Here is a 15,503-nt window from a genome sequence, read left to right on the forward strand (position 1 = left end):
ACTCCGGAACCCGCTGCTTAAGGCCCAGGGAGTAATGCTCTTATCCCGCTATAAATAGATTTATAATATCTGAAACAATGAACAAAAGAAGAAACGTCTTTGATTTTCACCTATATGTTATAAAGAACATATCCTTAATTATCTTTTTTTTAACTACTTGTTATTTGCGCGGTATGGCGCAGGTTCCCACTCCGGGTGCAGCTTTGCCATTTCCCAATTTGCCTTCGGCCAATGCTACAGCGCTGGGAACTTATGGCAATTATCCAATTTCTTATACGAATGGAACCCCTAACATATCCATTCCGCTGTATGAGATAAAAACGTCCAGGATGTCACTGCCTCTCAGCCTTAGCTATCATGCAAATGGTATTAAGGTACATGAACAGGCTACGAGCGTAGGATTAGGGTGGACATTAAATGCCGGAGGCGCAATTACACGTCAGATCAATGATTTGCCCGATTTTGATTATAATGGCTATAAACATAAAGTTGTTGTACAAGGAGCGCATGCAAGTCCGCCGATAGGCTCCAGTCCGGCTAACCTTGATCCGATGAATGATGAGCAGCGTTATTACTATGGCCGCCTTTCTATGGCACCTAGTCAGAGTGGTTTACAAAAATTTGATGGACAACCGGATGACTTCTTTTTTAATTTTGGAGGTAAAAGCGGTAAGTTCATCTTGAAAAACACGGTAGATTCTGCTATTGCCGCAAGTTTTAGTACAATCCCATATACCCCTATAAAAATTCAATACATGGAGAGCTTTTCAAATGGGGGAGACAGTTTTACCATTCATGATTCCGATGGAACAGCCTATGTTTTTGGCAGATCAGTAAAAGATAACAGTACTGCAACGGAAACGTCCTATACACAAACTACCTCCTATAACAATTATATAGATCCGACAGGTCATCTGGTTACTTCTTCCTCGCCTAGTCAAACAGGTACTAATGTCACCGCCTGGTTTCTAACTGAAATGATCTCTTCAGATCTCACTGATACAATTTCCTTTAAATACGCCAGTCAGTATAATGCTACCAACACGCTTGCTTATCAAGGGAAGATTACAAATATGTTTCATCCTTTGAGTGTCGGTGGGGGAGTCTCTAATCAATCTACCAGTAGCAATTCGTTATCCAATGTGACCACCAATAACATTAACCTTTCTGAAATTGATTTTAAAAATGGCAAAGTGTTGTTTGAATATGCTAGTCGTATAGATCGTGGAACCTACAAGCTAAGCCGGATAAGGATTTATCAGGCAAAGGGGGGTGCTTTTAAAGAGATTAAGCGCTTAAATATGAACCAATCATATTTCACTTCGACTACCACGGCCTCTCAGATCGTAGTCAATAGTTCTGATAATACGATTAATAGCCGCCTCCGCCTGGATGGTATTTCCGAAGAAGGGATCAACGCGGATGGAAGCAGTCTAATCAACCCTCCTTATGTTATCAATTACAATACTTTAGGAAATACAGGGCAGATAGCCTATCTAGGTGAATATGGTCAGGACCTGTGGGGCTATTGGAATGGAAAGTCCAATACAGATTTAATTATTTCAAATCCCATTGGAACGGCTTCAAGCCGCGTACCAGATTCTACCTATATGATTGCAGGCAGTATTAAGTCTATAAAATATCCTACTGGGGGCATAACTGAGTTTCAGTTTGAACCTAACCGGGCAACAAGAAATTATACCACGAGCGATAGTACATTCCAATCTTACCATTTGTCAACTATAGGTCTTTATAATTCTACTTCTACGGATCAGACGTTTACAGCAAATCAGACTATTAAGGCAAGCCTACAGCTCTCTATTACCAGTGGTTGTACAAGCAACTGTTTGCAAAACATGGCGCAGGTTTATATTAATGACGTCACCAGTGGTGGAACAGGATCACAGGTAGCTTTTTTAGGCTTTGCAGGTACGCCTCCTATGCCATACTCTGGTACCCTTTCCGTTAACCTTGTTGCGGGTCATATTTATCGTTTCTATTTTCCCAGTCCGGGTAATGGTACGTCACAACCCAGGTATCATATGGAAGCGACTTTACTTCATGCAGGCCTGACAAGCGTAACAAGTACCCCGCATGCTGATTTAGTCCTTACTGGCGGGCTCCGTATCAAGCAGGTGATTAATTATGGTTCTGATAATGGAGTACTGACAGCAAGAAGATACAACTATAAATTGCCATATTATATTTCAGATGTTTTTAATGGAGATTTTAGTGATGTTGGAAAAGGATATACTTTTTTGAAATACCAACGTTCGCCCGGGAGCTGGCAATCTGATTACTCGCCTTCCTTACTTCCTTATTTGCAAACTTACACTGAAAACTTTACTGTATCGATGGCGGGTGCCACTGATGGCTCAGTTGCTTATCAGGAAGTAGAAGAGTATCAGGTTGATCAAAGTGGTAATTTACTGGGCAAAACTGTTTATGATTTCAATAAATCCCAGGATGCTGCGGTAGATAATTTCTCTTATGTTAGGATTAATAATTCATGGAGGCGGAATCAGCTGCTGGAACAGAAGACATATAAAAGCTCTGGCAGCGACTTTATTCTAATTAAGGATGTTAAAAATACCTATGCCGACCTTTTTCCCACTCAACAAGATTCTACTGCCTGTTTTACCGTGCACCGGCTTTTTGATCAGGGTGATTTCAGACCGACTTCGGGAAACCAACCTATATATGACGACAATGGAGGACAATTCGATGGTACGATTAACGGACCTGAAGTTTGGAATTTTAATACCTATTATGTGTCTCTTATTAGTCAGGTGAATTACAGGAATGCTTTATCCAGCACTCAGACAACAGATTATGACCTAAATGGAGCTAACCCGGTCAGTACGCAAACTGATTATGTGTATGACAATCCAAATCATCTCATGGTTACTAGAAAAGAGTTGAGCAAAAGCAACCTTGACATAGCAATACAAAGAATTACCTATTCAACTGATTATTCACTGGATGGATGTAACCCTAATACGCCTTTAACCAACTTGAAAGCGACCTTGACAAGTTTAAAATCAACTTTTGATGCACAATCGCTACCTGTTTACAATCAATGGATTACTTATGTATTTAGAAGGTGGAATATTAACGGGGGATGTTTGACGCCAAATCATTCCGGAAGTACCAGTTATAATCAATGTTTAATTGACAATAACTACCATGGATATGATCAGAATATAATTGACTTATATAATCAGTACGGGGCAATAAAATCTTCTTACCGTACATCAGTGAGGCAAGCTGTAAGCGACTATAATCAGGCACTATCTTCTTATGTATCCTGCTATAATTCTCAGTTATCTTCATCAGTAGATTCAGTAAAGGCACTGATGATGATGCAACAGAATAATCAGATTCTGCCGATTGAGGTCGATGGGACGCTGAGAGACCATAACTCTGGAGTTGAGTACATGGCGTCTGTCAGTAAATCAGTTTATAAAACTTCTGGTAATACTACTCAAATCGGAAAAACAATGTTAGGTATTTTCAATACTAATTTACCTTATACTACCTATGTTGGTGCGCCTAATTCATATTTACGAGGTGATATGAATTACGATAGTTATAATTCTTCGGGAAATCTTCTATCATATCATCAAACTTCAGGCCCGCAAGGAGGATTTATATGGGGATATAATCAACAATATCCGATAGCGGAGGTGAAGAATGCTACGGCTGGTCAGGTTGCCTACACAGGATTTGAAGAAGGAAGTGCCAGTTCCGGTAATTGGAATTACACCAGTACGGGAGTAAATACTACATCATTATCACCAGGCTTAGGTATACACGAAGGAATGGCGCTTTACGGCATTGGATCGGGAGCCGTTACGTGTAATGTCACTGCTGGGACTTATGTCGTCTCTTACTGGGCGAGTGGCGCACTTACAGTTAACGGGGGTGCACCTGCCTTATTGGGAAATAGCGACAGCCATGGACTAAGGTATTTTGAGCATCAGGTAACCATGAGTAATCAGGGTACTATTTCTGTAAACGGTACCAGTGGTTTAGTACTGGATGAATTAAGGCTTTATCCGGCAGGTGCACAGATGACTTCATATACCTACGACCCATTAATAGGTATTACGAGTTCTTCAGATCCTAAAAGCGAAATCTCTTATTTTGAATATGATGGACTGCAGCGGTTAATGAACGTCAGAAATAAAGATGGAAATATTATTAAACGTACAAATTATCACTTCCAGGGACAATAGGCAAGGAATTAACTTTCAAATCTTTTCAACATGCTTACTCAACATTCAGCTATAATAAATAGGTTAAGGTCTTTCTCTTCTATTCTAGCCCTCTTATTCTTAGGGCCGGGATTAGCTGCACAAACCCTGGTTACCCAACCTTTAACAACCACACCTGCTGCGGGAGAATACTACAGTTATGGTAGCATTGTATTGAGTCCGGGTTTTAGTTTCACTGCCAGTGCGGGACAATGTTTACATCTATATATCGCTAGTATAGATTGTCAGCCACTCACAACCAATCCCAGTCAGGGGCAGAACTATATCATGACTTCTATTCCACGGAATGCCGGTTATAATCCTGCTACATCTGGCTATTCTAGTTGTGATCTGATGCAATCTATACAATATATGGATGGATTAGGGAGACCCTCACAAACAGTTCAGGTAAAAGGATCACCTAATAATATGGATATTGTTCAACCCATATCCTACGATCAATATGGAAGGGTAACATCAAAATATTTGCCCTACGCAGCTACCAGCTCTGACGGGAGCTATAAGGCCGATGCACTGCAAAGTGGTGCCGGGTTATTGAATTTTTATAATCCTACAGGAACTAATGCCAGCGTAACCCAGCTGCCTGGTGGAATACCGCATATCAATTCGCCCTTTGCCAATACCTCTTTTGAGCAGTCGCCATTGAATAGAGCTATCGAACAAGGCGCACCTGGTGATGCATGGCAGTTGAGTAACAGTGGTATAACCGGAAGCGGACATACTGTAAAACTAAGTTATGGCACAAATAGTCAGAATGAAGTTATTTTATGGACTGCTAATGCAAGCGGTGCAGGTGCTACCGGCAATTCTTACTATGCGCCAGGTCAATTATATTCTATAATCACTACCGATGAAAATGGCAATAATAGTATTGAATATAAAGATAAAGAAGGCCAGGTGGTTTGTAAGAAATCGCAATCTGTAACTAATCCGGTAACCTATATCGCAACTTACTATATTTATGATAACCTGAATAATCTCATATATGTAGTACCGCCTATACCATCAAACATATATCCGAGTAGTTTTGTAGAAACAGATGCTGTTTTTCTAAATTACATCTATGGCTACCATTACGATCAGAGGAAACGTTTGGTAGAAAAGCAGGTGCCAGGAAAGAAATGGGAATATTTGGTGTACAACACATTGGATAAAGTGGTTGCTTCTCAAGATGGTAATCAAAGGGCAGCCCAGCAATGGACTTTTATAAAATACGATGCATTATCCAGAGTTGTGTGGACCGGGACATGGAACAATGGCGGGACAGCCATAGGTCGTGTGGGCCTACAAACAATTATTAGTGGACTCACCGGACCTCTATGGGTAACCAGACCAGTGGGCGGAGTTCCTACAAACGAAGCCTGGCCAAAAAGCGGTTTTTCAGGAGGGCTAACGATTAATTACTATGATGATTACTCTTTCCCGGATAGCCAATATGCAACCCCGGCATCTGCAAGTACCCACACTACAGGATTGCTTACCTGCACTAAAACATATGTATTAGGAAGTTCGGCGGTATTGTATACCCAGTATTATTACGATGATTTGGGAAGGAACATTACTACCTTAAAAGGGCATTATCTTGGTGGTACAACAGGTGTATCAAATGCAGGTAACTATGATGAAATTACTAATTCTTACAATTTTAACAATGATGTAACTAGTACTGTAATGCACCATTATACTATTGCCAGTACTTCTATGGCGGCTGTCACGGTAACTACGTCCTATACATATGATCATATGGGACGTAAGAAGCAAACCTTTCATTCTATTACAGCGGGTAACAATACTTCAACTAATCCAATTCTTCTTAGTCAAATGGATTATAATGAAGTAGGACAGCTAACTACCAAACACTTGCATAGTGAAACTGGCGCTGCACCATTTTTGCAGGACGTAAATTATACCTATAATGAGCGTGGTTGGTTAAGTGGTGCCGGTAATAGTAGTAATTTGTTCAGTTTCAACTTACAGTACAATAATCCCGGGACAGGTGTAAGCCCAATGTTTAACGGCAATATTAGCAGTATGCAGTATACAGGTTCAACAAGCGGGGCTAAAACTTTTAATTATTCTTATGACCCTCTTAATCGCTTAACTGCCGCGGTTTCTACCGGCAATTTACTGAACGAACAGATTGGCTATGATGGTTTAGGTAATATTACGTCTTTAGTAAGAAGTGGAGGAAGTGCATCAGCATTGAGCTATACTAATGCTGATGCCAGCGGTAACCCAGCCAATCAGTTACGTACGGTAACAAATAATGGAAATCCTTTTAGGAGCTATGATTATGATGATAATGGCAATGCGAAAAGTGACGGAGGAATTAAAAGTATCACCTATAATATGCTTAATTTGCCTCAGACAGTCACTCAGAATAATACTACTTTGGCAAGTTATATTTACGACGGTACAGGAAATAAGCTCAGAAATATTGGCAGTGACGGGAATTGGGATTATATAGATGGTATTGTATATAATAATAATGCAATACAGTTTATACAGACTGAGGAAGGGAGAGCAATACCTAATGGTAGCAGCTATCATTATGAATATAATTTACAGGATCACCTTGGAAATGTAAGGGTAAGTTTTGATAAAAACCCATCTAGTGGTGTAGCCAGGGAAATACAGGAAGATGAGTATTATTCATTTGGTTTAAAAAATCCCGGAGGTTATAATTTATCTAATAACAACCGCTATCTTTATAACGGCAAGGAGTTGCAAACAGACTTAAGTAATCAATACGATTACGGGGCAAGGTTCTATGATCCGGTGATTGGGAGGTGGAATGTGGTAGATCCACTGGCGGAGAAGAGTAGAAGGTTCAGTCCTTACGTATATGGAAACAATAATCCTATCAGATTTATTGATCCAGATGGGATGGAGGGTAAAGATTGGTATAAGCCTACCTCTGGTGCAAATTATGTACAATGGTTTGCAGGTAATAGTACGCATGAAGGATTTGATGATATAGGAGAAAAAGCCAAAATAGAAACAAAAGGTGTAGAAAATAGCAGTGTCAGTTTAAATTCAGATGGCACTGCTACAAATGATCAAACTGGAAACTCGGTAACAAGTTCTATTAGTGGTCAAACGTCCATTATAACGAAAGATCCTGACGCCTCTAGCATTGATCCATCTACTATAGGTCAGAATCTTGGTGGAGGTACATTTGCAGGCGGTGATAATCCACGTACATTTGGAGGGAAAGAGACATTTAATTATAGTCCCGATAAACCATTCGATCCTCCTGCAATTGGCCATGATAGAAGGTTTGACAACCTTAATGCCTCTGGACTTTTTGGCTTATTGACTGATACTAGAACAATTGGTGCTGATTGGTTATTTGTTAAACAGGAAATTGATGTGTCTACGAGATATGACATAAGTGGAATCGACAAAGCCAAAGCATATTTTATTGGAACAGGATTAGGTGGACTATCATTGTCAAAAACTATGTATAAATTAAATACACCCTTAGGATTATCAACAATATTGATGTGGTTTGATATTAGTAATAAAGGAGTAACAAATATTCCATCAAAATAATTTATTATGAGTGCTTTAAAAAGAATACTAGTTGGAATTTTTATTGTGATTTTAGGAATAGGTTTTTATAACTTAGCTAAGCTTTATTCACCTGGAAGTTACCCATATGCTGAAGAATATAATGTTAATGTAAATGAGGCTAAATTGATAAATTCGATTAATAAATTTAAGAAAACTAATCCAAAATATATAGTTCCTGGACGGCTTAACTTAAAAGAAGGACGAAACCAAGTTAATGAACATTGGTATAGTGTATATTTTTATTATCCAGAAAGTGATGAGATTATTTATGCTTGGACAAGACCAAATGGTCCAGAATCTACTACACTTGGCTTTGTAAGTATAAATCACGGTAATCATTTAGGGAATTGGAAAGATATTAATAAGGACTTCAAGTCTTCACAAAACTTAATGCAAAAGGAAAAATTTGTTAATCTCATTTTAAACCCCATAAAAGAAATGTCTACAAAATGAAGTAGTTAGGCATTGAAACTCGCATCAATAGGATTACGGGGCAAAGTTCTATGATCCGGTGATTGGAAGGTGGAATGTAGTTGATCCGATGGCTGAGGATTATGAACACATGTCACCTTATATTTATGCCTTAAATAATCCTGTTAACAATACCGATCCGGATTGGATGTCAGTAGATGATCGACCTGTTAGGGTTGAAAATGATTATCACTTTGATCCAAATGGTCAACTTAATGAGGTTATTTTTAAACCGGGACCTGATAGGTTTTATCAGACCGATGGAAATGGGCAAACTAGTGAATTAAGCAGTAGTCAACTTACTCCTGGGATGTCGGCTCAATATCTTCGATTTAGTGCTTTATTGCCTCCATCAGAAGATGGCATTCAGCTACAAGAAGTTGGTGTTGTAGGTCAGAAGCCGACTTATAAAATACAGCCTATAGTAATGGAGTTTCCTCTATACGCAGAAGGTTCAGGGTTGCTTTCTCGTATTCCTCGCTTGTTTGAACTAGGAATAGATATTATGCGGGGTCAAGAGAATTTGTCTCAATTAATTGTGTATATGAAGGGTGAACGTAATCAAGCTGGAAGTGCTGGTGGGACAAATAATCCGTTTAAAAAATTGAAGCCTGATCCAAATAAGCCTGGTAATGTTATAGAAAACCGACCCGATGGAAAGACTGTAAGTAAAAGGGCACCAGAAGGATTCAAAGAATATTGGAACGATAAACATCCAGACAAACCGATATGAAAGGAGATAAAATATATTCAAAAGCAATGTTAATAGATTCTAAACTATACGGAGATTCAAGTTTAACAACGCAAGATAAAAGTGGTTTATATGAACAGTTTTTTAAACTTATTAAAAAAGCTGCGTACTTAAGGCATATAGATGCCATGTATGAATATGCGCAGCAATTTGAGAATATAAGTTTTTTGGGCGTAGAAAATCCTTTATTTAGCCCAAAAAGACGGAATTTTTGGTATCATAAAGCTATTGAAAGTGGGCATTCAGAAGCTTATAATAATCTTGCCAGCATTTATGAAATGGGAGAAGGTGTAGAAAGGGACTATAACAAGGCTCTGGAGCTTTATAAAAAATCCGCAGAATTAGGATCGAATCTTGGAAAGAAAAATTATAAGACTATGCTTAAAGATATGGCTAAAGGTGGAAAGTATAATAATGATTACACTACCTAAGTGTAATTAATATCTTTAGTGACTAAAATTTCTGACATTAAACAGGAAAGAGAGCCGTTTGGCTTTCTTTCCTGTTTAATGTGAATATGCTTTACCTGTTTTAGCGTCCCTAATGATGGCGTTAGCCAGGAAATAAAGTTTGTCTTTTACCGCGGGATCGAGTTCTTCGATCTCATTAATGAGCTTTAGGGTTTGCTTATCAAAGCTTGCCTTATCACTTCCTCCTGCCAGATAGTCCAGTGAAACTTCCAGTACATCGGCAATCTTTTTAGCCACTTCAACTGAAGGGGAAACATCGTTACGCTCATAACGGCCGATGATCTCACGGGATACGCCGGCTTCTTTAGCCAGATCTGCCTGAGAAATCTTTTTTGCTTTGCGTAAGGTGGTTATTCTGTCTCCTATGTTCATAATTGTGCACAAAAGGAGGTTAAATCCTATTGATTGAGTCAAATGTAGAGAATAAAAGTTAATAAATAAAATTATACTTCTCTTGCTTAAAACAAATGATTGTTTACATTTGTGCAGAATAGTTCTCAATAACTTTTTTTATGATGCAGAATGTTATCCGATTAATCAAGTTAACAGGCCCATTATATGCCACTGGCATCGGGCGAACGTATTGTTCCGGAACTCCGGTTGTCCGGGTTGTGGTTAGAACAGCAGGGCTTTCATCCCGGGGATCTGGCTGAGGTCACGATCTGTGATGGGACGCTGGTCATCAAGCCGGTTGTTTTATGAGTAGTGGACAACTGCACAGCGATAACCCCGAGCTGCTGATCTATACCAGCGGCAAGCTGCACATCACGGTGCTGGGTGGTATCCGGTTAACCGGTTTGGAACGGTTAAAGGTCACACTGAAACTGACCCTTACGGGCAAGAGAGAAGATGGATTGTCCTTTGATCAGATTCGACTGCTTCGTCTGGAGCAGGCAGTGCCTGTACTAAATGAGCTTAAAGCATGGCTGATGGAAAACTATAAGATGGTATTACCTTCCAGTGTAATCGGAAAAGCGATCGCCTACAACCTGAGTCTGTGGGATAAATTAGTAGTGTATGTACAGGATGGTAGACTTCAGCCAGATAATAATGCTGTGGAAAATTCAGTACGTCCCCTGAGTTTGGGCCGCAAAAATTGGATGTTTGCGGGTTCTCACGAAGGAGCCAAAACAGGCGCCATGCTCTATTCGTTTATGGGAAGCTGTAAAATGAACGGCATAAACCCTCAGCAGTGGCTAATGGATATCTTAGAAAGGATTCCAGCATACAAGGCTAATAAACTGCACGAATTGCTACCAAATAATTGGACTCCTCCTCAAAAGCAATAATCAGCATTATTCTTCAAATACAAAAGATGTCTTAGCCGGACGCTTACTTTGGAACTAAATAAGCCAAGTAAAAATGTAAAGCCTAGTTCAATCTATAACTTAGAGAGGGCTTGTTGAATTTTAAACGTTTTTGAGTGAATAGGTTAAGGATCATAAGGGATCAAGCGGGACAATTTTATCTTCTTATGACTAATATTGTTATGATATTTGTTATATTTGGTATATGGAAACGCTAAGTATTCGGGAAAAAAGAGTAATCGTAGTTTTTTGGAAAAATAGTATAGAGAATTCTTTTGAAGTATTTTCTAATTTAAAGAACTTTTGTTTAAGCTATCCGCAGTTTAATTACAATACCATCAGTAATTATTTGAGCAAGGCTAAAGTTGCTTATGAAAATCAGGAAATACGAATAGAACGTAAAAATATTATTTCTAAGCCTAAGCCTAAGCTAGCTCTTGAACCTCGAATTAGAAAAATAGTACCTGTACTAAGAAGGGTTATGATGAAAAATGCCAATGATGAACAAGATGACCTGAAATATTGGTTGGGCCGACCAGTTAAAGAGCGTGCTGCTGCAGTTACTTACATCATTTCTCAATCTTTAACAAACGGACAGAGAATGGATAAAACTAAGTTGGTAAAGAAAAGAATGTACGCATGACGTTAGCCGAAGATTTTGAAGATTTTGTTAAATTGTTAAACCAGTACAATGTTGAGTACATGGTTGTAGGAGGCTATGCACTGGCATTTCATGGCAAGCCTCGTCACACGGGTGATCTCGATATTTGGATTAATGTATCTGAAGAAAATGCAATTCGAATGCTCAAAGTTGTGAGTGATTTTGGATTGCAATCTCTTGGCTTCCAGAAAGAGGATTTTTTAACTGAAGGATTAATTAGCCAGATCGGGTACCCACCATTACGGATTGATGTGCTGAACCTCATTGATGGAGTTAAGTTTAGTGAGGCGATCTTAAATATGGAAAAGATAGAACTCGAGAATGATCTTGTCATCAACTATATCGGCCTTAATGATCTCGTAAAAAACAAACAAGTCTCCGGCCGCAGACAGGACATCACTGATGTTAAGACATTACAGAAGTTAATAAAATTTAAAAAAGGCAGTTTTCCAGATACGTCCAATGAAAATTAAATACATGTAAATAAAAGACTTTATAGTCTGTATCGCTGATTATTAAAATAAAAAATTAAATCATCCGCCTTTTTTAGGCTTACCATTTCCCGGTTGAATGTGCAAGAATTAGATTATTAAAAATTAGTTATAATGGAAAAATCGTTAAATAATAATTTTGGACCTGTAAGCTTGTCTTTGTTATGGATAGGTCTGTATTTAGTTTTTGGATTATTTATATCCGCTTTAAGTATAGGCTCTAGTTTCAGTTCCGAAGTTCCATTTGTATTACGAATATCCATTATTATTGGTCTAATTTTTGGGACGTTTCTAATAAGTTTATCCAACATGTTTTTCTTTAAAAAATTTTGGTATATAAACGGTTCTATAGCTTTAATCACTGGTTGCATAATTGCTTACAATGTTAGGAAAATAGTTGTTTTATAGTCTTGATGGGACTATTTTAATAGAGGGGCGTTAGATTATGGGGCAAAGTTCTATGATCCGGTGATTGGGAGATGGACAACCCCTGACCCACTTGCAGAAAGTAGTAGGCGATTTAGTACATACAATTATGCTGCAAACAATCCGATAAGAAATATTGATCCTGATGGAATGGAAGTGGTAGAAACAGCGCAGGGTACTACCTATACTGGTGCTGATATTGCCCCTGAATTGGCAAAATTACAAGCACAGCAGCCATCAAACAATGATAAACCTAAAGATCAGCTTAATGATGTGGTAATTAATGATCCAATTGCAGGTCAAACGCCAAGTGATAACGATGGAGGAAAGAAGAGTGATGACGGTGGTGGCAAAAAAGATGGAAGTAAGGGTAGCGGTGATGTGGATGGCAAACAATCATTGCCTGATATGAAAGAAAATCCTCCCAATGTTCCAGGCTATAAACCACCTAAAAGTGGGGCTCAAAAAGTACGAAATCCAAATGGAAAAGGAATAGGATGGGTTGATAGGGATGGCCGTGTTTGGGTGCCTGATGATCACAATGGTACACGCTCCTCATTGGGATGTGCAAAATCCGACTGGAGGTGGTTATACCCCTGTTTACCCATCTGTAGCTACCGCTGTTAAAGTTGGTGCGGGAGGTGGCACCGCAACCGTAATTGGCATAGGTGTATGGGAAACTTTCAAATGGGGTGCAGCAATTTTAGCGGCACCTGAAACTTTGGGCGGATCGTTAGTAGGAGCCGGAGCAATACCCTAATTAAATAATGCTTATGATAGAATTTAAAAAGAATGTTAAAGAATTGCTTCCTTACGATCGAGAGCAATATATCGAATCTTTTGATGATGATTTTGATTCGTCTATAAAATGGTATGGGGTTTCATTTCAATTACCTGGTGGTAGTGAAAGAAAAGAAATCGGGTTGACCAAATTTGTTGAAGTTTATGAAGGCTTGTTTAAAAGTGTAGTATTAAAACTCAATAATGGTTCATTCTGGATCGTAAATCACGATGATAAAGACTCGAATTGGCTTCCTAATGATGATGATAATCTGACCCATTTACGAACCTTATTCAAAGAAAAAAATGCTCCAAATACTTTCAAAGGCGCTTTGGTTTTTACAACAGACGATTTGTTAGAATATTCTAAGGACCTGATTTCATATCCATACGCTGTATTACATAAAGATGGTTTTTTGTATAAGGATTTAAACGTTTCGCATGGTGAATTGCAGTTTATTATCAAAATATCGGGTCATTTGAACATTGACCTTTTGAGCACAGACCAAGAACTTTTGAGAAAAGTTGTACATGAAAATTCCTCAAATACTTTTATTGTAAAAGAGTACAGATGCACTTCATTGTATTAATGTAGCCTGCTTGTAAGCGTTAACAAAGGCAGTAAAAATTGACATAACAGAGCCTGGCCGAGCGCCGGGCTTTGTTTATTAAGCCAAATTAAGGGCGTTAAGTGCATTTGATAGAGAATCCTTTAGCCGCTTTTTAGATACGAGAGCATCCAATATTGAAAAAAAAGCAGTCTTTTCCTTTTCTTCCAGTTGGTCAACTAAAGCCATTTTTTCAATGACTGATTTGTCATACGAGTTTACATCGGTAAATATATCATCGGCGTTTACCAATTCAGCTAAGCCAACCCCTAATGCCTTAGCAATCTTTTCAATGGCAGAAAATGCCGGGTCTGTTTTACCATTCTCAATACGTGAAAATTGGGCTTGCAATTCCACCCTTATACTAAAGAGCTAGATAGAATTAATCAAATAACAATATCATTCATGAAAAAAACTGTTTTTACATTAGTAATTTTAAGCATTACTTACACTTCTTACGCCCAAACAAACATTTTCGAATCTGGAAGTAATGTGGGCATCGGCATTCCCAGCCCATCCGGCAAATTAGAAGTGTTAGATCAGTCAAATGGGAATCAATTAGTAATTTCCAGAAATCTTTTAGGGGGAGGCGAAGGGCCTGGGATCATATTCAAAAACATGGTCAATAGTGGAACTATAGAAAAAATTGGTGGTATTGAAAGTCAGTTGACGAACGGAGCTACGGGAGCGGTGGCTGGCTCGTTAAATTTATTTACAATCAACAACTCTAATAAGGTCAATGCAATATCTATAATACCAAATGGTGATGTTGGTATTGGTACAGCAGCCCCTGCAGGTGTGCTAGAAGTTTTAGGCCAGACAAACGGCGATGAGATTGTAATTTCCAGAAATTTCTTAGCGGGAGGTGAAGGGCCGGGTATTACATTCAAAAACATGGTCAATAGTGGCACAATAGAAAAAATTGGTGGTATTGAAAGTCAGTTAATGAGCGGAGCTACGGGAGCGGTAGCAGGCTCGTTAAATTTATTTACAATTAATAATTCTTTAAAGGTTAATGCAATATCCGTAACACCAAATGGTAATGTTGGTATCGGTACAGCAGCTCCTGCAGGTGTACTGGAAGTGTTAGGCCAGACAAACGGCGATGAGATCGTAATTTCCAGAAATTTCTTAGCAGGAGGTGAAGGTCCGGGTATTACATTCAAAAACATGGTCAATAGTGGCACAATAGAAAAAATTGGCGGTATTGAAAGTCAGTTGACGAGCGGAAGTACTGGTGCTGTTGCAGGTTCTTTGAATTTATTTACTATCAATAATTCTACTAAGGTTAATGCTTTATCTGTCGCGTCTAATGGGAATGTTGGGATTGGCACAGCAGACACTAAAGGTTACAAATTGGCTATTAACGGCAACGTTAGAACAAAAGAAATAGTAGTTGAAACAATTAACTGGCCGGATTATGTTTTTAAATCCTCTTATCACCTTCCTTCGCTAAAAGATCTGGAAGGTTATACCAATATAAACCGTCATTTACCTGAAATGCCAACGGCAGAAGAAATTTCAGAAAAAGGACAAAATCTTGGCGAGATGAACAAATTGCTGGTTAAGAAAATTGAGGAGCTAACTTTATATATGATCGATCTTAAAAAAGATAATGATGCTTTAAAGCTAGCCCAGGATAAAATAAATAAAAAATTGAAAAGCCATCATATCAATTAATCTAA

14 protein-coding genes and 1 pseudogene are annotated in these 15,503 nt (G+C 38.6%); 13 read left to right on the forward strand and 2 right to left on the reverse strand.

Annotated features, from left to right (window positions below; genetic code table 11):
* Nucleotides 1-77 precede the first annotated feature (77 nt).
* The 5 genes from GSQ84_RS25935 (at nucleotide 78) to GSQ84_RS25955 (ending at nucleotide 9,506) form a co-directional block, all read left to right on the forward strand.
* Nucleotides 78-4,238: a hypothetical protein gene (locus GSQ84_RS25935; RefSeq protein ID WP_158800264.1), complete on the forward strand. Its 4,161-nt coding sequence runs from the start codon at nucleotides 78-80 to the stop codon at nucleotides 4,236-4,238.
* 30 nt (nucleotides 4,239-4,268) lie between these two features.
* On the forward strand, nucleotides 4,269-7,832 hold the full coding sequence (locus GSQ84_RS28155) for a DUF6443 domain-containing protein (RefSeq protein WP_254070992.1): 3,564 nt from the start codon (nucleotides 4,269-4,271) through the stop codon (nucleotides 7,830-7,832).
* 6 nt (nucleotides 7,833-7,838) lie between these two features.
* Complete coding sequence (locus GSQ84_RS25945) at nucleotides 7,839-8,306, forward strand: hypothetical protein (protein ID WP_158800265.1); 468 nt, start codon at nucleotides 7,839-7,841, stop codon at nucleotides 8,304-8,306.
* 88 nt (nucleotides 8,307-8,394) lie between these two features.
* Nucleotides 8,395-9,057 carry a hypothetical protein gene (locus tag GSQ84_RS25950; RefSeq protein ID WP_254070993.1) on the forward strand — a complete coding sequence of 221 codons (663 nt, stop codon included), beginning with the start codon at nucleotides 8,395-8,397 and terminating at the stop codon, nucleotides 9,055-9,057.
* Nucleotides 9,054-9,506: a tetratricopeptide repeat protein gene (locus GSQ84_RS25955; RefSeq protein WP_158800267.1), complete on the forward strand. Its 453-nt coding sequence runs from the start codon at nucleotides 9,054-9,056 to the stop codon at nucleotides 9,504-9,506. The genes GSQ84_RS25950 and GSQ84_RS25955 overlap by 4 nt, the downstream gene beginning before the upstream one ends.
* Before the next feature lie 75 nt (nucleotides 9,507-9,581).
* On the opposite strand, the gene GSQ84_RS25960 is transcribed toward GSQ84_RS25955, so the two are convergent.
* Entirely contained in the window at nucleotides 9,582-9,917 is a 336-nt protein-coding gene (locus GSQ84_RS25960) for a helix-turn-helix domain-containing protein (protein ID WP_158800268.1), read from the reverse strand.
* Between the two features lie 186 nt (nucleotides 9,918-10,103).
* On the opposite strand from GSQ84_RS25960, the gene GSQ84_RS28515 reads away from it, so the two are divergent.
* From GSQ84_RS28515 to GSQ84_RS25990, 7 genes and pseudogenes are all read left to right on the forward strand, one after another.
* Nucleotides 10,104-10,247, forward strand: a complete 144-nt coding sequence (locus tag GSQ84_RS28515) for a SymE family type I addiction module toxin (protein WP_158800269.1) — start codon at nucleotides 10,104-10,106, stop codon at nucleotides 10,245-10,247.
* Nucleotides 10,244-10,834: a transposase gene (locus GSQ84_RS25970; RefSeq protein WP_158800270.1), complete on the forward strand. Its 591-nt coding sequence runs from the start codon at nucleotides 10,244-10,246 to the stop codon at nucleotides 10,832-10,834. The genes GSQ84_RS28515 and GSQ84_RS25970 overlap by 4 nt, the downstream gene beginning before the upstream one ends.
* A 223-nt stretch (nucleotides 10,835-11,057) precedes the next feature.
* Nucleotides 11,058-11,495: a hypothetical protein gene (locus GSQ84_RS25975; protein WP_158800271.1), complete on the forward strand. Its 438-nt coding sequence runs from the start codon at nucleotides 11,058-11,060 to the stop codon at nucleotides 11,493-11,495.
* Nucleotides 11,492-11,986, forward strand: coding sequence for a nucleotidyltransferase (locus GSQ84_RS25980; protein WP_158800272.1), 495 nt, complete (start codon nucleotides 11,492-11,494; stop codon nucleotides 11,984-11,986). The genes GSQ84_RS25975 and GSQ84_RS25980 overlap by 4 nt, the downstream gene beginning before the upstream one ends.
* A 462-nt stretch (nucleotides 11,987-12,448) precedes the next feature.
* Nucleotides 12,449-12,571: pseudogene (locus GSQ84_RS28250) on the forward strand (RHS repeat-associated core domain-containing protein); the annotation flags it as partial.
* A gap of 9 nt (nucleotides 12,572-12,580) precedes the next feature.
* Nucleotides 12,581-13,057 carry a polymorphic toxin type 37 domain-containing protein gene (locus GSQ84_RS27965; protein ID WP_254070995.1) on the forward strand — a complete coding sequence of 159 codons (477 nt, stop codon included), beginning with the start codon at nucleotides 12,581-12,583 and terminating at the stop codon, nucleotides 13,055-13,057.
* A gap of 146 nt (nucleotides 13,058-13,203) precedes the next feature.
* Nucleotides 13,204-13,800 (forward strand): hypothetical protein, encoded by a 597-nt coding sequence (locus GSQ84_RS25990; protein WP_158800274.1) that lies wholly within the window; start codon nucleotides 13,204-13,206, stop codon nucleotides 13,798-13,800.
* Between the two features lie 78 nt (nucleotides 13,801-13,878).
* Here GSQ84_RS25990 and GSQ84_RS25995 read toward each other — a convergent pair whose 3' ends face one another.
* On the reverse strand, nucleotides 13,879-14,175 hold the full coding sequence (locus tag GSQ84_RS25995; RefSeq protein WP_158800275.1) for a helix-turn-helix domain-containing protein: 297 nt from the start codon (nucleotides 14,173-14,175) through the stop codon (nucleotides 13,879-13,881).
* Here GSQ84_RS25995 and GSQ84_RS26000 point away from each other — a divergent pair.
* Nucleotides 14,158-15,498: a hypothetical protein gene (locus GSQ84_RS26000; RefSeq protein WP_158800276.1), complete on the forward strand. Its 1,341-nt coding sequence runs from the start codon at nucleotides 14,158-14,160 to the stop codon at nucleotides 15,496-15,498. The two genes, GSQ84_RS25995 and GSQ84_RS26000, sit on opposite strands and share 18 nt — an antisense overlap.
* Nucleotides 15,499-15,503: the final 5 nt, after the last annotated feature.

Origin of the sequence: Pedobacter sp. L105 (assembly GCF_009765875.1) — a bacterium.
Lineage (GTDB): Bacteria > Bacteroidota > Bacteroidia > Sphingobacteriales > Sphingobacteriaceae > Pedobacter.